At 29.8% G+C, this 19,479-nt stretch carries 21 protein-coding genes; 12 read left to right on the top strand and 9 right to left on the bottom strand.

From position 1 onward, the window contains the following. Positions 1–50 precede the first annotated feature (50 nt). A complete protein-coding gene (locus CRV02_RS10185; protein ID WP_129085648.1) occupies positions 51–1,031 on the top strand; it encodes an iron-sulfur cluster assembly scaffold protein in 981 nt (326 codons plus the stop codon). Between the two features lie 142 nt (positions 1,032–1,173). Then, positions 1,174–2,034 (top strand): DMT family transporter, encoded by an 861-nt coding sequence (locus CRV02_RS10180; RefSeq protein WP_129090245.1) that lies wholly within the window; start codon positions 1,174–1,176, stop codon positions 2,032–2,034. Positions 2,035–2,049: 15 nt separating this feature from the next. Here CRV02_RS10180 and CRV02_RS10175 read toward each other — a convergent pair whose 3' ends face one another. Then, a complete protein-coding gene (locus CRV02_RS10175) occupies positions 2,050–2,334 on the bottom strand; it encodes a hypothetical protein (protein WP_129090244.1) in 285 nt (94 codons plus the stop codon). A gap of 74 nt (positions 2,335–2,408) precedes the next feature. On the opposite strand from CRV02_RS10175, the gene argH reads away from it, so the two are divergent. After that, on the top strand, positions 2,409–3,806 hold the full coding sequence (argH, locus tag CRV02_RS10170; protein ID WP_129090243.1) for an argininosuccinate lyase: 1,398 nt from the start codon (positions 2,409–2,411) through the stop codon (positions 3,804–3,806). A 45-nt stretch (positions 3,807–3,851) separates the two neighbouring features. On the opposite strand, the gene CRV02_RS10165 is transcribed toward argH, so the two are convergent. Together CRV02_RS10165 and CRV02_RS10160 are read right to left on the bottom strand one after the other, a co-directional pair. Then, a complete protein-coding gene (locus CRV02_RS10165; protein WP_129090242.1) occupies positions 3,852–4,757 on the bottom strand; it encodes a chemotaxis protein CheV in 906 nt (301 codons plus the stop codon). 81 nt (positions 4,758–4,838) lie between these two features. After that, positions 4,839–5,489 carry a ThiF family adenylyltransferase gene (locus tag CRV02_RS10160; RefSeq protein ID WP_129085643.1) on the bottom strand — a complete coding sequence of 217 codons (651 nt, stop codon included), beginning with the start codon at positions 5,487–5,489 and terminating at the stop codon, positions 4,839–4,841. Positions 5,490–5,567: 78 nt separating this feature from the next. Between CRV02_RS10160 and greA the strand changes: the two genes are divergently transcribed. The 8 genes from greA to CRV02_RS10120 all read left to right on the top strand — a co-directional run bounded on the left by greA (position 5,568) and on the right by CRV02_RS10120 (position 11,906). Then, positions 5,568–6,053: a transcription elongation factor GreA gene (gene greA, locus CRV02_RS10155; protein ID WP_129090241.1), complete on the top strand. Its 486-nt coding sequence runs from the start codon at positions 5,568–5,570 to the stop codon at positions 6,051–6,053. Next, a complete protein-coding gene (gene argC, locus CRV02_RS10150; protein ID WP_129090240.1) occupies positions 6,053–7,057 on the top strand; it encodes an N-acetyl-gamma-glutamyl-phosphate reductase in 1,005 nt (334 codons plus the stop codon). The genes greA and argC overlap by 1 nt, the downstream gene beginning before the upstream one ends. Beyond that, on the top strand, positions 7,047–7,742 hold the full coding sequence (locus CRV02_RS10145) for a UDP-2,3-diacylglucosamine diphosphatase (RefSeq protein ID WP_129090239.1): 696 nt from the start codon (positions 7,047–7,049) through the stop codon (positions 7,740–7,742). The genes argC and CRV02_RS10145 overlap by 11 nt, the downstream gene beginning before the upstream one ends. Next, on the top strand, positions 7,739–8,308 hold the full coding sequence (locus CRV02_RS10140) for a hypothetical protein (RefSeq protein ID WP_129090238.1): 570 nt from the start codon (positions 7,739–7,741) through the stop codon (positions 8,306–8,308). The genes CRV02_RS10145 and CRV02_RS10140 overlap by 4 nt, the downstream gene beginning before the upstream one ends. Before the next feature lie 11 nt (positions 8,309–8,319). Next, a complete protein-coding gene (gene uvrB / locus CRV02_RS10135) occupies positions 8,320–10,293 on the top strand; it encodes an excinuclease ABC subunit UvrB (protein WP_129090237.1) in 1,974 nt (657 codons plus the stop codon). 1 nt (position 10,294) lies between these two features. Beyond that, the gene (locus tag CRV02_RS10130; RefSeq protein ID WP_129090236.1) at positions 10,295–10,870 is read left to right on the top strand and encodes a DJ-1/PfpI family protein; all 576 of its coding nucleotides are present in this window, start codon (positions 10,295–10,297) and stop codon (positions 10,868–10,870) included. Between the two features lie 12 nt (positions 10,871–10,882). Then, positions 10,883–11,536, top strand: a complete 654-nt coding sequence (gene nth, locus CRV02_RS10125) for an endonuclease III (protein ID WP_129090235.1) — start codon at positions 10,883–10,885, stop codon at positions 11,534–11,536. 85 nt (positions 11,537–11,621) lie between these two features. Continuing rightward, the gene (locus tag CRV02_RS10120) at positions 11,622–11,906 is read left to right on the top strand and encodes a hypothetical protein (protein WP_129090234.1); all 285 of its coding nucleotides are present in this window, start codon (positions 11,622–11,624) and stop codon (positions 11,904–11,906) included. 7 nt (positions 11,907–11,913) lie between these two features. Here the strand turns inward: CRV02_RS10120 and CRV02_RS10115 are convergent, their stop codons facing one another. From CRV02_RS10115 to CRV02_RS10105, 3 genes are read right to left on the bottom strand one after another with little or no spacing between them, the layout of a single operon-like run. Further along, positions 11,914–12,885, bottom strand: a complete 972-nt coding sequence (locus CRV02_RS10115) for a hypothetical protein (RefSeq protein ID WP_129090233.1) — start codon at positions 12,883–12,885, stop codon at positions 11,914–11,916. A gap of 3 nt (positions 12,886–12,888) precedes the next feature. Further along, the gene (locus CRV02_RS10110; RefSeq protein WP_129090232.1) at positions 12,889–13,299 is read right to left on the bottom strand and encodes a hypothetical protein; all 411 of its coding nucleotides are present in this window, start codon (positions 13,297–13,299) and stop codon (positions 12,889–12,891) included. Between the two features lie 2 nt (positions 13,300–13,301). Further along, on the bottom strand, positions 13,302–13,523 hold the full coding sequence (locus CRV02_RS10105; protein WP_129090231.1) for a hypothetical protein: 222 nt from the start codon (positions 13,521–13,523) through the stop codon (positions 13,302–13,304). Between the two features lie 132 nt (positions 13,524–13,655). Here CRV02_RS10105 and CRV02_RS10100 point away from each other — a divergent pair, with 132 nt between their 5' ends. Further along, a complete protein-coding gene (locus CRV02_RS10100) occupies positions 13,656–15,608 on the top strand; it encodes a TonB-dependent receptor (RefSeq protein WP_129090230.1) in 1,953 nt (650 codons plus the stop codon). 23 nt (positions 15,609–15,631) lie between these two features. Here the strand turns inward: CRV02_RS10100 and doeB2 are convergent, their stop codons facing one another. Genes doeB2 through CRV02_RS10085 form a run of 3 tightly spaced genes read right to left on the bottom strand, consistent with a single transcriptional unit; the run spans position 15,632 to position 19,421 of the window. Beyond that, a complete protein-coding gene (gene doeB2, locus CRV02_RS10095) occupies positions 15,632–16,789 on the bottom strand; it encodes a N(2)-acetyl-L-2,4-diaminobutanoate deacetylase DoeB2 (protein WP_129090229.1) in 1,158 nt (385 codons plus the stop codon). A 30-nt stretch (positions 16,790–16,819) separates the two neighbouring features. Further along, positions 16,820–18,004 carry a M24 family metallopeptidase gene (locus CRV02_RS10090; protein WP_129085629.1) on the bottom strand — a complete coding sequence of 395 codons (1,185 nt, stop codon included), beginning with the start codon at positions 18,002–18,004 and terminating at the stop codon, positions 16,820–16,822. Positions 18,005–18,026: 22 nt separating this feature from the next. Continuing rightward, positions 18,027–19,421 carry an NAD-dependent succinate-semialdehyde dehydrogenase gene (locus tag CRV02_RS10085; RefSeq protein WP_129090228.1) on the bottom strand — a complete coding sequence of 465 codons (1,395 nt, stop codon included), beginning with the start codon at positions 19,419–19,421 and terminating at the stop codon, positions 18,027–18,029. Positions 19,422–19,479 lie beyond the last annotated feature (58 nt).

Genomic DNA, 19,479 nt, shown 5'->3' with positions numbered 1-19,479 from the left:
AATAATAAGGTCCCTTTTTTAATGGGACATTTAAAAAGGATATTTTAAATATGGCAAAAAATGATTTAATTAGTGGATCAATTTGGGACGAATACTCAAATCAAGTTATTAGAAGAATGGATGACCCAACTCACCAAGGTGAAATTACTGAAGAAAGAGCAAAAGAGTTAGGTGGAAAACTAATCATTGCTGACTTTGGTGCAGAATCTTGTGGTGATGCAGTAAGACTTTACTGGTGTATTGAAGAAGGTACAAATAAAATTTTAGAATCAAAATTCAAATCTTTTGGTTGTGGTACTGCAATTGCTTCAAGTGACGCTATGGCTGAGTTATGTGAAGGTAAAACAGTTGATGAAGCTGTTAAAATTACAAATATTGATGTTGAAAAAGCATTAAGAGACCATCCAGATGTTCCTGCTGTTCCACCTCAAAAAATGCACTGTTCTGTAATGGCTTATGATGTTATCAAAAAAGCTGCTGCTACATATAAAGGTGTAGATATGGAATCTTTTGAGACTGAAGTAATTATTTGTGAGTGTGCAAGGGTAACTTTAGGAACAATTCAAGAAGTTGTTAGATTAAATGATTTAAAAACTGTTGAAGAGATTACTGATTATACAAAAGCAGGGGCTTTTTGTAAATCATGTATTAAACCAGGTGGACATGAAGAAAAAGACATCTATTTAGTTGATATCTTAAATGATGTTAGAGCTGAAATGGAACAAGAAAAATTAAAAGAAGCTGCTGATGCAAGTGCTGCTGGTTCTTCAACTTTTGATAAAATGACTATTGTTCAAAGAATTAAAACAATTGATGAAGTATTAGATGCTGATATTAGACCAATGTTAATGATGGATGGTGGTAACATGGAAATCATTGATATTAAAGAAAATATGCCATTCTATGACTTATATATTAGATACTTAGGTGCATGTTCAGGATGTGCTTCAGGAGATACTGGAACATTATATGCAATTGAGTCTGTACTTAAGCAAAAAGTTGATGAAAACATTAGAGTATTACCAATTTAATTTAAAATAATAAAATGCTTTAAAAAGGTCAGTGTCTTTTGACATTGGCCTTTTTTTTATAGCTTTTTTTATTTGACTAGCTAGTCAAATATTGCTATACTTTTTAACATCAATAAATATTATTAATGGGGAAAAGATAATTATGATTGAGAAAATTAAACATTTGGGTTTTCCTTTTTTGTTTGTATCATTATATGGAAGTGGTTTTGTTGGTGCAAAATATGGTTTACCATATTCTACTCCTTTAAGTTTTTTGACTTTAAGGTTTTTTCTAGCTGGTTTAATTTTACTATTTATAATGAAATATATGAAAGTAAATTTACCAAGTATAAAAGATATTTTTCATATAAGTATTGCTGGAATTCTAACTGTAGCAGTATTTTCAATCGGGATTTTTATATCTATTGATATGGGTCTTTCACCTGCTCTTAGTGCTATGATTATTGCTTTACAACCTATTTTAGTAGCAGTATTGGCAAAAAGTTTTCTAAGTGAAGATACTGGAATTATACAAGCCTTTGGCTTACTTGTTGGGCTTGTAGGTGTAATATTAGTTTTAGTAAATAATATGGATATTACAACAGCAGGTTTATACTCAATAGCTTTATCTGTTTTGGGTTTACTAGGACTTTCCCTTGGAAATTTGTATCAAAAGAAATTTTGTGAAAATATGAATATCTTTTCTGGTGGAGCCATTCAATCAATAGCTTCAGGTTTTGTTTGTCTTATTTTAATGTTAATGTTTGACTCATATGAAGTTGTTTGGACAAGTGAGTTTATTTATGCTTTATTGTTTATGACAATTGGGGTTTCTATTGGAGCTTTAAGTTTATTATACATAATGATTAGACGAGCAGAGGTTAGTAAAGTAGCTTCTATTTTTTATCTAATACCTGTAAGTGCAGCAATAAGTGGATATTTTATTTATGGTGAGACTTTTGAGCTTATTACAATACTAGGAATTGCAATAGTTGCCCTTGGGGTTTATTTAAGTAATTATTGATAGTTAAACTTTGTTTTAACTATCAAGTAAACTATTTTTATTTTTGTATGCAAAGTATAAGTTTTTTAGAAGTTGTAAATATTTTTCATTGAAGTTTATCCAGTACTCTAAGGCATATGCATAGGTTTCATCATCATCTTTATTTAATTCATAATAAGAGATAAATTCATCAATAGTTTTTAATAACTTGTTTACTTCTTTGCTATTTTCAAAGTCTTCATTCATTTCAAAGCATTTTTTATATTTTTCTAACTCATGTTCCCAGACAGATAATTTTTTTATTAATTCAAGTGTATTCAATAATGTCCTTTAGCCAAATATATCCTAATTTTGATATAATCCAATTTAATAGTTAAAAATAGGGAATTGTATAAATGTCAAATCAAAATAATCAAATACTAAAAAATACAAATGCACAAATTTTAGATGAGTTTAATGCTTCAATCATGTTTGATAAAGAGTTATATTCTCAAGATATTAGAGGAAGTATTGCTCACTCACAAATGCTTTGTGAACAAGGTGTTTTAACAAAAGAAGAGCAAGAAGCAATTGAGCAAGGTTTACTTCAAGTAAAAAAAGAAATTGAGTCAGGTGATTTTGAATTTACACTTGCAACAGAAGATATTCATATGGCAGTTGAGTCAAGACTTACTGAAATCATAGGTGAACCAGGGAAAAAACTTCATACAGCAAGAAGTAGAAATGACCAAGTTGCAACTGACTTTAGACTTTATGTTCAAGAAAAATCTCTTTCAATTAAAGCTCAACTAAAAGAATTAGTTGATACTTTTGTAAATGTTGCAAACAAACATACTGAAACTTTAATTCCTGGAATGACACACTTACAACATGCACAACCACTTAATTTTGGTTATCATATGCTTGCTTATGCAAATATGTTTAAAAGAGATTTTCAAAGATTTGAAAGTTCATATGAAAGAAACAACTATTCTCCATTAGGAAGTGCTGCATTAGCTGGAACACCACATAATATTGATAGAAACTCAACTTGTGAAAAGTTGGGATTTACTGCTCCAACTTCTCATGCAATGGATACAGTTTCAGATAGAGATTTTGCATTAGAGATTCTATTTAATATCTCTACTTGTATGATGCATATTTCAAGAATCTCTGAAGAGTTAATTACTTGGTCTTCTTATGAGTTCCAATTTGTAAGAATGAGTGATGAGTATGCTACAACTTCATCTATTATGCCTCAAAAGAAAAACCCAGATGTACCAGAACTTTTAAGAGGTAAAACTGGACGTGTATATGGAAATCTAATTTCACTTTTAACAGTTATGAAAGGTTTACCATTAGCCTATAACAAAGATACACAAGAAGATAAAGAGGGTGTTTTTGATTCTGTTAAAACAGTTGAGATTTCAATATCTATTTTAAATGAAGTTATCAAAACTATGATTGTAAATGTAGATAAAATGGAAGGTGCTTGTAAAATAGGGCACTTAAGTGCTACAGATTTAGCTGATTATTTAGTACAAAAACAAGATATGCCATTTAGAACAGCTTATTATATTACAAAAGATGTGGTGGCAAAAGCAAACTCATTAAATAAAGATATTTCTGAACTTACAATTGATGAAATTAGAAGTTCAAGTGAAGAGTTAAAAGATATTAATGAAGAGATTATTATGTATTTAGATTTAAGAAACTCTATGAATGCTAGAACTTCATTAGGTGGAACATCAACAAAACAAACTCAGAATCAAATTGATGATTTTAAAAATTGGCTAGAAAGCCAAGGAAAATAATTAAAAGAAAAGAGAATAAAAAAGACTAAATTTAGTCTTTTTTATTTAGAAAGATAAGTGCTTCTTTGCTGCTTCATATAGAGCTTGGATATCAGTTTTACCAATAAATCCATCAACTCCAATACTATTCATTTTGTTTTTTACTGCATCTGTAGTCATAGATGAGTTTACGATAATTGGAATCTCAGCATATTTACTGTTTTGTTTTACAAATGATGCAACTTGGAAACCATCTGTTTCAGGCATCTCAATATCAGTAATAATAAGTGCAACTGATGAAGGATCAATCTCTTCAAGTCTGTCTAATAGTAGTGCACCATTATTATAAATCTCATAATTAATTCCTGCTTTTTTGAAGAATTTAGTTAATACTTCTCTTGCAACACCTGAATCTTCTGCTGCTAGTACAATTTTATTTGTATTGAATTTAGATTCTACATATTTATTTAATGTATCTTCTCCATCTTCAACCCAACCTAAGTCTTGTAATAATTGTTCAGCATTAAATACAGTACATAATTCATCTTTCTCATGTACTTTTACATAAGTTGTATATGTTACTTTAGAGTTCGTTTCTTCTGTATGTCTTAATTCATCAGTTGTTTTTTCAACAATATCCAGCATGTCTTTAATTAAGAAACCTACTTTTTTGTGATTGAATTCACAATAGATAATTAACTTGTATTCTTCTTGCTTTAACTTTGGAATACCAAGCCAAGCATCAAGGTTGATTAATGTAACAGGTTCCCCTCTAATTGTCGCAATACCAGCAACAACATCACTATCTGCAGGAGTATCGTTGATAGTTACTTCTTCTGCAATAACAAATGCTTTAACTTTTGCAATATTAATTGCGTAAATATTATTATGACCAGTATAGAAAACAGCTAGTTGCTGTACATTTCTTAAATGTCCTTGTGTCATTTGTTCAACACTATTGATACCACTCATGTATGCCCTTTTTGACTAATATACTAGATTATATACGTTTTTTTCTTACAATAAACTTTAGAATATTACTAAAATAGTACTTTACTTGTCCCTGCTTAGTAACTTATTTATGGTAATTGCAGCCATCATAAAGCCAAATGAACCAGTAACTGCTTCAAAGCTACCTTTCTCTATACAGTTTGGATTTTCTCCTGAGAAAACAACTTTAAACTTCTTTTTGAAACCTCTTTTTTTAAGTTCTGTTCTAATTTTTCTAATAAATGGGTCATTGTAAGTATCCCAAATTGATTTGTATTCAATCTTACTTGGATCAAATCTTTTTGCACCACCACTTGTACTAATAATTTTTGTAAAGTATCTTTGAATTAAATGAACTTTTGGAGCAACATCATCAATTGCATCTAAAATGTAGTCATAAGATGAGAAGTCAAAATTGTCTATCCACTCAGGAGTTATTTTTGCATGAATTGCTTCAACCTTTGGATATCTCTCTTTTAAAGCATCAACTTTTACTCTTCCAACATTACCATGACTTCCTAATTGTCTATTCATATTTGATTCTTCATAAGTATCAAAATCAACAATTGTGATGTTTGTTAAACCTGTGTTATATAGTGAGTCTAAAGCAAAGCTTCCAACTCCTCCTACACCTAATAAAATAACTTTCGCATTTTTAATTTTTTCAAAATTTTCTTCACCAAATAATTTTATGGTTCTATCGTATTCTTGCATATCTACTCTTTTATAAAAATTTCGATATTATATCAAATTAATATGAAAATAAAACAATAATATAATAGGAGCCTTATCATGGATAAAGAGCCAATGACAAGAGTTGGATATGAAAAAATTACAGGTGAATTAGATTTTTTAAAAAATAAAGAAAGACCTGAAACAGTGATTGCATTAGATGAGGCAAGACAACTAGGTGACCTAAAAGAAAATGCAGAATATCATGCTGCAAAAGATAAATTAGCAATTATAGATTCTCAAATTGGTGAATTAGGTTCAATTATCTCTAAGGCTGTAATTATTGACCCAGAAACTTTACCTCATGATAGAGTGAGTTTTGGTTCAACAGTTGAATTAGTAGATGTAGAAACAGATGAAGAGTTTACATATGCAATTGTTGGTGGAGTAGAGTCAAATGCCGAAAAAGGTTTAATCTCTTTTAACTCTCCATTAGCAAAACAGCTTTTAGGAAAACAAGAAGGTGATGAACTTACTGCTACTTTACCAGGTGGTGAAACATCTTTTGAAATTTTAAGTGTAGGATATAAGGAGCTAGAACTATAATGAATGTAGCAATTATTGGAGCAAGTGGTTATACAGGACTAGAGTTAATTAAGATTCTTATTAATCATCCAACATTTAATATCTCTTATATTGCAAACTCTACAGGGGAACAAAATGTTCAAGAATTACACCCTTGTTTAAAAGATATTATTGATGTTGAAGTTTCAAAAGCAGATGCAAGTGAGGTAGCGAAAGTTGCAGATTTAGCATTTTTAGCACTTCCTCATAAAACTTCTATGTCTTTTGCAAAAGAGCTTTTAGACCTTGGAGTAAAGGTAGTTGATTTATCTGCTGATTATAGATTAGAGCTTGAAACATATGAAGAACACTATTGTCCACATGAAGATAAAGAACATATAAAAGATGCAGTTTATGGACTTCCTGAATACTATAAAGAAGAGTTGAAATCTTCAAAACTAGTTGCTAATCCAGGATGTTTCCCAACAGCAGCACTTTTAGCGCTTTTCCCTTTTATTGATTATATTGATACAACTGCACAAATCTTCATTGATGCAAAAACAGGAATGAGTGGAGCAGGAAAAGGTTTAAAAGAGGTTACTCACTTTGGTCATTTAAATGAAAATTGCCATGCTTATAATCCTTTTAAACATAGACATATGCCAGAAATTCAAGAGAAAGTAAAACTAGTAAAAGGTGTTGATTGTCAAATTAATTTTGTGCCACATTTACTACCTATTACAAGAGGAATGTTAGTTTCTGTATTTGCAACATTAAAAGAAGATGTTGATGTAAACAAAGTTTTAGAAGAAGCTTATAAAGATTCTCCTTTTGTTAGAGTTAGAAATACTCCTGTTGATTTAAAATCAACAGCAGGAACAAACTTCTGTGATATCTTTGTAGAAACAAATGGAAAAGCACTATTTGTAAACTCTTCTATTGATAATCTATTAAGAGGTGCTTCATCTCAAGCAGTTGTAAATGCAAACTTAATGTGTGGATTAGATGAAGAAGAAGGAATTCCAAAAATAGCTTATGTTCCATAGTATAAAAAAAGATTCAATTTTTATAGCTGATTCTCATTTTAACGAGAAGAATCAAGAGCTATTAATACTTTTAGAAAAAATTGCAAATAAACAATTGAACCCATCACAACTTTTTTTGATGGGGGATATTATTGATTTTATTTCTGGTGAAAGTAAATACTTTATAAAAACAAATAAAAAAGTTGTTGATTTAATAAATCAAATCTCAAATAGTATTGAGGTTTTTTATTTAGAGGGAAATCATGACTACAACCTTCAAAGTATATTTCCGAATGTAAAAGTATTTAAAAGAGAAAATCAACCAGTTAACTTTAGCTTTGAAGATAAAACAATAGCTATGTCCCATGGAGATATTTTCACTCCGTGGCACTATAATCTGTATTGCTCAATTATTAGAAATAAACCTTTACTTGTATTTTTAAATTTAATAGATTTTGCTAATGCAATCTCTAAAAAAATAGAGAGTTCTTTACTTAAAAAAAATATTTGTGGTGTGATTGATGATTTTGACTCTTTTGCTAAAAAAAGACTTTCTAATTATGATACAGATTTAGTTGTTGAAGGACATTTTCATCAAGGTAAAACTTTCAAAAGTGAAAAACAAACTTATATAAATATTCCATCATTATGTTGTTCTAAACAGTATGTATTATTTGATGGTGAATTTGCAGGAGTAAATATATGATTAATGAAAGTACAATTATGACTTTTCTTATGGTTATATCTGTAATCATTGTAGTTTTATTAGTTATTATCATTATGTTGATAATGCAAAATAAAGGTGGTAAAAAAAGTAAAAAGAGGCATAAGATGAGCACTTCTTATCATAAAGTAAATATGCCAAATACAATGAAACTTTATTTACCAAATGCAATTGAAAAAATGTCTAAAAAAGAAGTTTTAGGAATTACTAAAAAAGTATATGAGTCTTATAAAATCTTTGACTATAAAAAAATGGACTTGAATGAATTAGATAAAAAAGAGTGGCATACTTGGCAAGTTTCTTTTTTATTTATGATGTATAAACAAGACCAAGAGTTTTTTATTCCAAATCAAGATGCAATTTTTCATCCATTTTTAATTAAAGCATCAGCAAATGATATGAAAAGCTTTGTAAAGGGTTTAATAAAAAAATATGAAAATCACGTAGATACTTCTTTAGATAAAGACTCTTTATGTAAAGAGTATTTATGGTCAAATAAAGATATCTCAATACTTTTTTACTTCTTGGCAAATTATAAAAACTATTAAAAGGATATATTATCGCACAATTTAAAGTTAATAGTGAATATGAACCAGCAGGTGATCAGCCTGTAGCAATTGATGCAATTAGTAAATCAATTTTAGATGGAAATAGATATACAACATTAGAAGGTGTTACTGGTTCTGGTAAAACTTATACTATGGCAAAGGTAATTGAGAAAACTCAAAAGCCAACATTAATTATGACTCATAATAAAACTTTAGCTGCACAGTTATATTCTGAGTTTAGACAGTTTTTTCCTAACAATCACGTAGAATATTTTATCTCTTATTATGATTATTATCAACCAGAAGCATATATTCCAAGAACTGACCTTTTTATAGAAAAAGATTCATCTATTAATAGTGAGTTAGAAAGATTAAGACTTAGTGCAACAGCATCATTACTTAGCTTTGATGATGTTATTGTTATTGCTTCAGTTTCAGCTAACTATGGTTTAGGTAATCCAAATGAATATAAAGCAATGGTTCAAAGAATTGAAGTAGGCTTTGAATATTCTCAAAGAGAGTTTTTACTTAAACTTGTTGAGATGGGATATAAAAGAAATGATTCATTTTTTGATAGGGCTGATTTTAGAGTAAATGGTGATGTTATTGATATTTATCCTGCTTACTTTGAAGATGAGTATATACGTGTTGAGTTCTTTGGTGATGAAGTAGAATCAATCACAAAACATGAATACTTAACAAATGAAAAAACAAAGTCTTTAGAGGAAGCTATTATTTACTCTGTAAATCCTTTTGTTGTTACAAGTGAAAACTTAGGTAAGGCCGTAAAAGAAATAGAAGAAGAGCTTGATGAAAGGCTTGATTACTTTACAAAAGAAGACAAGCTAGTTGAGTACCAACGATTAAAACAAAGAGTTGAGTTTGATTTAGAGATGATAGAAGGTACTGGTATGTGTAAAGGAATTGAAAACTATGCACGTCACTTAACTGGACTAAAGCCTGGACAAACTCCTTATTCACTTATGGATTATTTTGAACAAATAGGAAAAGACTTTTTACTAATTGTTGATGAATCACATGTTTCTTTACCTCAATTTAGAGGAATGCATGCAGCAGATAGAAGTAGAAAAGAAGTACTTGTTGATTATGGATTTAGATTACCAAGTGCATTAGATAATAGACCATTAAAATTTGATGAGTTTATAAATAAAGCTCCTTCATATCTTTTTGTATCTGCAACACCTGCTGAGCTTGAAATTGAAAAAAGTGATGTGGTAGCAAAACAGATTATTAGACCAACGGGGCTTTTAGACCCAATTATTCAAATAGAAGATAGTGAATATCAAGTAGAAAAACTACATGATGAGATTAAAAAAACGGTTGAAAAGAATGAAAGAGTTTTAGTAACTGTATTAACTAAAAAAATGGCAGAAGAGTTAACTTCTTATTATTCTGATTTAGGAATTAAAGTTAAATATATGCACTCTGATATTGATGCAATTGAGAGAAATCAAATTATTCGAGAGCTTAGAGTAGGTGAGTTTGATGTTCTTGTTGGAATCAATTTACTTAGAGAGGGACTTGATATTCCAGAAACATCACTTGTAGCTATTTTAGATGCAGATAAAGAAGGTTTCTTAAGAAGTAGAACTTCACTTGTTCAAACAATGGGAAGGGCTGCAAGAAATCAAAATGGTAGAGTAATCCTTTTTGCAAAGAAAATTACTGATTCTATGAAGTATGCAATTGATTTAACAAATGAAAGAAGAGCTATACAAGAAGAGTTTAATAAGAAGCATGGGATAACTCCTAAAACAACAAAAAGATCAATAGATGAAAATCTAAAACTTGAAGAGTACGATGATGTAGCTTGGAAAAAAGAGAAGTTACAAAAAATGCCAGCAGCAGAGAGAAAGAAAATCTTAATTGAGTTAAATAAACAGATGCAAAAAGCTGCAAAAGACTTAAACTTTGAAGAAGCAATTAGATTACGTGATGAGATTGAGAAATTAAAAAAGGCGTAAAATGAATATTGGAATTTATATTTATGATAATGCTGAGGTTTTAGATTTTTCTGGACCTTATGAAGTTTTTTCTGTAGCAAATAGATTTTTAGAAGAAAAGCATAATCTATTTTTTATTTCTGAAAAAGAAGAAGTAATAAAAGCAAGAGGTGAGTATAAGGTTTTAAGTGATTTTACAATTGAAACTCATCCTAAACTTGATGTTTTAATAGTTGTTGGTGGAGTTCATACTGAGGAACTAGAAAAACAAAATGTTATTAATTGGCTTACAAAACAAGCAAAAACTTGTAAACTTATAGCTTCTGTATGCACAGGAGTTTTTTTATTAGCAAAAGCAAATATTGTAACAAACCATAAAGTAACTACTCACTGGGAAGATATTGAAGATTTAAAAAATAGTTTTCCTAGCTTAGATGTAAAAGATGATGTTAGATGGGTAGATGAAGGAAATATTGTAAGCTCTGCTGGAATATCTGCTGGTATTGATATGAGTTTACATTTGATTTCAAAACTTTATAATGAAGACTTAGCTTTAAAAACTGCAAAACAAATGCAGTTTGACTGGACAAAAAACTAAAGGAAGAAAAAATTGCCAAGACTTAAAAAAGCAACAAAAGAAGAGATACAAATTATTAAAGAAGCATTCCAAGAAAAATATTCAGGTGCTGTTACTGAGTTAGAATATAAAAATGACTATGAGTTATTAATAGCTATTATTCTTTCAGCACAATGTACTGATAAAAGAGTAAATATTATTACTCCAGCTTTATTTGAAAAGTATCCTGATGTTTTTTCTCTAGCTGCAGCTTCTTTAGATGATGTAAAGGAGTTACTTAAAACTTGTTCTTTTTTTAATAATAAAGCAAAAAATATCATAAAAATGGCACAAAGTGTTATTGCTGATTATGATGGAGATATTCCACATAATCAAAAAGAGCTTATCAAACTTGCTGGTGTAGGAAATAAAACTGCTAATGTGTTTATGATTGAGTTTGAGGGTGCAAATTTAATGGCTGTAGATACTCATGTATTTAGAGTTTCTCATAGACTTGGACTTTCATATGAAAAAACAGTTGAGAAAACAGAAGCTGATTTAGTAAAGAAATTAAAAGATGATTTACATATTTTTCATCAGGCAATGGTTTTATTTGGAAGATATACATGTAAAGCATTAAGTCCTGATTGCGATAATTGTTTATTTCCCCATGTATGCAAAACAACAAAGTCTTTTAAACCACAATAATAAAAGAAAAAATTAGTTTTTTTATTTTATTTACAAATTTTATTATAACTGTTATTATTAATTAATTCCAAAAAAGGAGTTGATTATGAAAACAGTTACAAAATTAGATTCTATTAGATTAGCACACCATTTTAAAAAAGATTCAATTAATCTTTATTATGTGGAAAAACCTTATGGTGAGTTTAGTGACTCTATTGTTAAGATTGAAATTTTAGAGAATGATAGAATAACTGGACAAGTTGAAGTTCCCTATGAAAATATTGATAGTATTATCAATACTTTAACAAAAGTAAAAGAGAAGTTTGACACAAATCCTAAAACAGAAGATTTACATGATGAGTTAGCAGCAGATGTTGGAGGAGGTCAGTAATCTATTTTTAGATGAACTTCTCTAAAAATAGATTTTTGATATGTGAGTTTAATCCATTTGAATTAAACATTATAATCTCTCTATAAAATCTTTGAAGATTCTTTTCTATTAAAATAGACTTCCCACCATTTAAAATCATAGCTGTTGTAATGATATCTTGAATTGTGTTAAATAAATCAATTCTAATTTGGTCTAAATAGGCTCCATTTTGTGTTTCAATAAAAGCATCTTTTAGTTTATTTATTCTTTTTTTAGACTCTTTTTTCAATTTTTCATTTTCAATATTTTCAATAGCACCTAACGCAACTCCATAAAGAGCATAATGAACAGTTTTTGATAGAGATTTATTTTTTGTATAGTGTCCTATTTCATGAGATGAAACTATATTTTCTTCTTTTACGAAAAAGTCTTTTAATTCTATATTTACCGTATTTAAAGAGTAGCCTACAAAAGTCTCAGGGGCTTCAACTATATTAAACCCCTTTTTCTTTTTGAATTTTGCAAGAACTTCATACTCTTTATTATCATAATGAAAACCAATTAGCAGTTTATCAAATATTTTGTATCCACTTGCCCATGTGAGCTTACCATTTAATTTATATCCACCTTGACATTTCTTTGCACTTACAACAGTTTTATTATCTCTTAAGTGGTTTATAGAAATACCACATTTCTTTTTAAAGAAGTGTTCTTTTCTTTTAAAATTATTTTTTGTCATAATTGCATTTGCTGCAAGTATTTGAATAGCTAAAAAAGATAAAGAACCAGAGTAGGGTGTGATTTTTCTAAATAGTCTGAACTTTAGTAGTTCAGGGCTATGGCTAGGATATTTATGAAAAGAGAAAAGCTCATTTTCATAAGCAATATCAAAAGCTTTTTTCAAGGCTTTATAGTCACTATCCATTTTATGTGAAGGAATAGTTTTTAATTGAGAAGTTGTTTTTTTAATATTATTTAAAAACTTTTTTTCTAGTGACATTTACTATTTCTTTGTACACTTTTCATCTAGTTTGTCAAAGTTTTCAAATACAAATTCATCTTCTATTTTTACTACTTTAACATTTTTTACACTACAAAGGTACTCTTTGCCGTCTTTTAAAGTAATAAAGTCAAAATCATATATAAAGTTAGTTTTTGAAGAAACCATTTTATTATTTAATCTTTCATATGAAAACTTAGAGATTTTAACCTCATGTGTTTTTTCATATTTTGTTTTAAAAACTTCTGGAACTTCTTGTTTTTTGTCTTCTATTAAAGCATAAGTTAGAATACCACTTAAAACTAAAACAGCAATTAGAATACCGAACTCTTTTCCTTCAAATTTTCCATTTACTTTATAGATTACATAAGCTACTAAAACAATAAATAAAATTGCTATTAACATTATTTGCATAATTAGTTTCCTTTTAGTCTGTTTTTAAATTCACTAGGACTTAAATATTTATTTGGTGAGGGTGCTTTCTTCGATGTTTTATCAATAGAGCTAGATACTGGTTTTGCAGTATTATATTGTCTATTTGTCGAGATATTATTTATAAGTCCATCTTTTAAATTATCTAAAATATTCATTACAGTTTTTACATTTTTTTCATCAATATCAAGTGTAATTTTAGCCATAAAAATCCTTTGTGGAAGTATATCATAAAAAAAAATAAAAAAAGTTTTTAAGTCTTTTCTTAAAACTATATAAAGTTTAACAATTAATTAACACAGGCAGATTAGAATAATAAAAAAATTCAAGGACGTTAAATGAAAAAGATTATTTCTTTATCTATGGCTTGTACATTATCTTTACTTGCTAATGAAACTATTGACCTACCTTTAGTTGAAGTTTCTGAAAAAGTTAATAAAAAGGTTGTAAATAATATTAGTAGTGAACAAATAAAATCTGCTGACTTAGCAGAAACACTTACAAAAAAAGTTCCTTCTATAAGTTTAGTAAGAAGAAGTGGTATTGCAAATGATATTATTTTAAGAGGTGCAAAAAAAGATAATATCAATATACTAATTGATGATAGTAAGATTTATGGAGCATGTCCAAATAGAATGGACCCTGCAACTTCTCATGTACTAACAAATAATATAGAAACTGTAGAAGTAATTGAAGGTCCTTATGATATTGAAAACTTTGGAACATTAAGTGGTTTAGTTAAAGTTAAAACAAAAGAACCAAGTGAAAAGCTAAGTGGTGAAGTTAATCTAAACCTAGGAAGTTATGGTTATAAAAAAGGTTCATTTACTGTTAGTGGTGGAAATGAACATGTAAAACTTTTATTGTCAGCTTCAAAAGAAGAATCAGACCAATATAAAGATGGTGATGGTAATGACTTTTTAGAGCAACAAATTGAAAAAAATGTTCCTGTTGCAAATAGATATAAAAGTGATGATATTGAAGCTTATGAGAAAGAGACTATTCTTACAAAAGCAATTTTTAATATTGATGATTCTTCTGAGATAACAGTATCATACACTGCAAATAGAAGTGATAATGTTTTATATCCAAATACTCCAATGGATGCAGATTATGATGATTCAGATATTTATACATTTGATTATACGAAAAGAAATCTAGGAGAATATTCAAAAGAGTTAAACTTAGAATACTACTACTCAAAAGTTGACCACCCAATGAGTACAGCTTTAAGAAATAGAACAAGTGGAATGATGCCTCCTATGGCAATTATGACTAATCATATGAAATCTTCAATTTGGGGAACAAAACTAAAAAATAAGTTAGATATTGCAAATGGTGAATTATTAGTTGGACTTGATACAAGTACAAGAAACTGGAGAGGTAGAATGTATAACTCTACAGGTACTATGGATAGTACTTCACTATCATCAACTGATACAAGAAATATTGCAATGTTCTCTTCTTTCAAAAAATCATTTGGAGCACTTGATTTAGAAGTAGGTGCAAGATACGATGATACTGAAATTGATGTTACTGATTCGTCTAAAACAGATAGAGACTATAATGAATTAAATGGACATATTTTCTCTATTTATAATCTTGATAAAGATACTAAAATCTTTGCAGGTATTGGTAAATCTTCAAGGGTTCCAGATGCAAGAGAGTTATATTATGGTTCAACAAATCATGATTTAGAAGCTACAAAAAACTATGAAATAGATTTAGGATTTGAAAAAACTATTGGTGATTTTAATGTAAAAACTAAACTATTCTATTCAAAACTTGATGACTATATTTATAATATGGGAGCAGGAGTTTTTGAAAATATTGATGCAAAAATTTATGGTACAAGTGTAAATGGGTACTATTTATTAAATGATGAGTTTATTTTAGATTATGGATTAGCTTATCAAAGAGGTAAAAAAGATGGTAATTATGCTGATAAAGATTTAGCAGAAATCCCACCATTAAAAATGAACTTAAGTTTAACATATCAAAAAGATGTATCTAAGTTTACTACAGAGCTTATTGCGGTTGATAACTGGAATGAATATGATAGTTCAGCAAATGAACAGAACTTAGATGGTTATGCAGTTGTAAATATGAAGTATGATAGAGAATTAAATAAAAACTTTAATTTAACTCTTGGTGTTGATAACTTATTTGACAAAACATATGCTTCAACAAATACTTACCAAGATATAAAATATATTCCTACAGCAGGAGAACAAACTCTTATTAATGACCCAGGAAGATATTTTTACGTAAATTTAAAATACTCTTTTTAAACTAAGAAGCTTTACTTCTTAGTTTAATTAATATCAAAATTAGCTAGTCTCATAAGTGTAGTACTAGCTGGTTTTATAAGCTTATCATTAAAGTCATAATATACATTGTGACAAGGTTTTTGATGTTTCTCTACTCCATCATCACTTCCAATAAGTGCAAAAGCACCAGGGATTGTATTTAAGTAGTAACTAAAGTCTTCACTCGCCATAATTGGAGTAGGGATGTTACTTTGCCAGTTTTCACCAAGAGTTTTCTTTAAATCTTCTCTCATCATGGAAGCTTGTATTTCATGATTTATTGTTGCTTGATATCTATCTCTTAATTCAATTTCAACTTCTACATTATAAGATTTTGCTACATCTTTTGTAATTTTTTCTATTTGTTCAAAAACAAACTGTTTTAGCTCAATTGTAGGAACTCTAATACTTCCTTCTATTTTTGCATTATCAGGAATGGTAGTAAGCTCACTTCTTGCGTCAATTGATGTCACTGAAACTACTACACTATCTTGAGGAGCAATTTGTCTTGCAACAATTTGTTGTAAAGCCATAGTTATAGCACTTGAAGCTAAAACTGGGTCTTTACAAATTTCAGGTTGAGAAGAGTGTCCACCTTTTCCTTTTACATCAATATGAAAAGTTCCATTTCCTGCCATAACTGTACCATCTGGGCAAACTGCTTGACCAAACTTTATAGCTGGCCAATTATGCCAACCAAATATCATATCAACACCTTCTAAACAACCTTCTTCAATCATCTTTTTAGCTCCATGTCCTCCTTCTTCAGCAGGCTGGAAAACTAATGAAACAGGGTTTGGAAGTTTGTCTTCATTTTGTTTTAGCCATATTGCAGCAGCTATTAATGTAGCTGTATGTCCATCATGTCCACAAGCATGCATACATTGAGGCTTTTGTGATTTATAAGATACATCAGTTTTCTCTTCTAAAGGCAAGGCATCAATATCTCCTCTTAAAGCAATATGAGGTCCTTTTTTATCTTGAGCTAGTAAACCAACAGTTCCTGTAGTTGCATAGGTTTTAAAAGGAATTCCATGTTGTTCTAAAACTTCTCTAATATTTTTTGCTGTATTGGTTTCTTCCCATTTTAATTCAGGGTTTTTATGTAAATTATGTCTAAAATTTATTGCATAATCTATTACTTCATCAAAATTTTTATACATAATAACTCCTTTTTTATTAATCCAATTATATCATTTTATAAATAGCTTTCTTGGAAAATCACATAGTGTTTCTACTCCATCATCTGTAATTAGAATACTCTCCGTAATCTCCATTCCCCAATCGTCTTGCCAAATTCCTGGCATAAAGTGAAAGGTCATACCTGCTTCTAAAACTGTTAAATCTGAAGCTCTTAAACTGCAAGTTCTCTCACCCCAATCTGGTGGATAACTAACTCCAATTGGATAGCCACATCTTGCACCATTTCTATCTATTCCAAATTTTTTCATTACCTTGTCTACAGCATTTGCTATGTCACAAGTTCTATTTCCTGGCTTTGCTTCTTCTAATCCAGCATGAATAGCTTCTTGTAAAGCATTTTGGGCATCAAGAAACTTTTGTTCAGGTTTTCCCATAAAAATTGTTCTTGACATTGGTGCATGATACCTTTTATAACAACCTGATATCTCAAAAAATGTTGCTTCTTTTCTTTTAAAAGGTCTATCATCCCATGTAATATGAGAAGCTGATGCATCTGGCCCTGATGGAAGTAGGGGAACGATAGAAGGGTAGTCTCCTCCAAAACCATCAACTCCTTCAATTGCTGTTTCATAGATTTGTGATACAACATGACTTTTAGGAATACCAACTCTTACAATATCAAGAACTCTTTGATGTATTTTTTGAGTGATTCTTCCTGCAATTTTCATATACTCAATCTCTTTTTTACTCTTTTTGCCCCTTGCCCAATTTACTAGATTGTTTGCATTTATAAAGTTTGCATTTGGAAGAGTTGCCATTAATCTAAAGTGTGCTTCTGCTGAATAGTAATAGTTGTCTCTTTCTGTAGCAATATTTACTTTTCCCCAACCTTTTTTATTGATAATATTTTCTCCAATCCAAGTCATTGGGTGCTCATCTAGGTTTTGTACATATTTTTCAGGATAACCATATAAATTATCTTCTTTCATATAACATTTTATTAAGGCTGCATTTCTATCCATAAGTCTTCCAAACCAAATAGGCTCTTCTTCATCAAGGGAGATTATTACTCCTTGATGAACATAAAAAGACCATCCATCATATCCTGTAAGCCAGTTCATATTCCCTGGGTCAGTAGCAAGTAAAACATCAATTCTTCTTTGTTGCATCATTGCTTTTACTTTTCTGATTCTTTGAATATACTCTTTTTTAGTAAAAGGTAATTTTGCTTGCATAGTTTTTCCTTTTATTATAAGTCTATTTGACTGGACCTACCCATACTTGTTGAGTATTTACAAACATCTTAATACCATGTGGTCCTAACTCTTTTCCTAGACCTGATTTTTTTACCCCTCCACTTGGAAGTCTAGGGTCTGATTTAACAATGCCATTTACAGAAACTTGTCCTGTAACAATTTTCCCTGCTAGTTTTTTCCCTTTTTCAACATCTCCTGTCCAGATTGAACCACCAAGACCATACTCTGTATCATTTGCTATTTTTATTGCCTCTTTTTCATCTTTTGCTTTTATTACTGCTGCAATTGGTCCAAATGTTTCTTGGCATGATACTACCATTCCAGGGTTCACATCTACAAGCATTGTTACAGGGAAGAAGAAGCCTTGACCTTCATGTCTTTGTCCTCCTAAAACAAGTCTAGCCCCAGCTTGTATAGATCTATCTACTTGATTGTGCATTTCATCAACTAACTCTTTCCTTGCAATAGGTCCAATAGTAGTTGATTCATCTTTTGGATCACCTAGTTTAAGTTTCTCAAATCTTGTTTTTAAAAGTTCTATAAACTCTTCATAGATTGGCTCTTCTACTATAATTCTTTTTGCTGCAATACAAGACTGTCCTGCATTAATATATCTAGAAAGAACAATAGTATCAGCAGCTTTTTCTAAATCACTTGTGTCAGCTAATACAATAGCTGGGTCACTTCCACCTAATTCTAAAACTACTGGTTTTATTTCACTTCCTGCTATAGCACCAACACTTGCACCTGCTTTTGATGAACCAGTTAAAGATACTCCTTTTACAATAGGGTTTCTAATAACAGACTCTAAGCTTTGATGTCCTACTACTAAGTTTTGAACTAGATTTTTAGGAGCACCTGCTTTTTCAAAGGCCTCAATGATTCTAACTGCACAAAGTGGAGTGTGGGAATCATGTTTCATAACGCAAGCATTTCCAGACATAAGTGCAGGTGCTAAATATCTAAATGCTAACCAAAATGGTGCATTCCACGGTAAAATACCTAAAGTTACACCTAATGGTAGATATTGAACATAACTCTCAGTTGCATCAGATTCTAAAAATTCAGTCTTTAAATAGTCCTCACCAAATTGTGCATAGTGTTCTGCTGCCCATGCAGCTTTGTTTACTTCACCTCTCGCTTCATTGATAGGTTTTCCCATCTCTTCTGTCATAGGAAGTGCATAGTAGTCAAGGTTTTCTTTCATATCTTTTGCTACAGCATTTAAAAGTTCTGCTCTTTTTTCATAACTTGTATCTTCCCAAGTTGTTTCAAAAACAGCTTGGGCTTTTTCTAATATTTCTCTTGCTTCTTCTTGCGTATGCTTTTTTATTTCATATACAGTCTCTTGTGTATATGGATTGATTGATTTAAAGTGTGTATTGCTGTATCCCATTTTTCTATCCTTAAAAAATGTCCCAGTTTTTAAGGGACCTAAATTTATTTATATTTTC

It is taken from the genome of Arcobacter sp. CECT 8989, from assembly GCF_004116715.1.
Classification (GTDB): domain Bacteria; phylum Campylobacterota; class Campylobacteria; order Campylobacterales; family Arcobacteraceae; genus Halarcobacter.
This window is presented reverse-complemented; position numbering and strand designations above follow the sequence as displayed.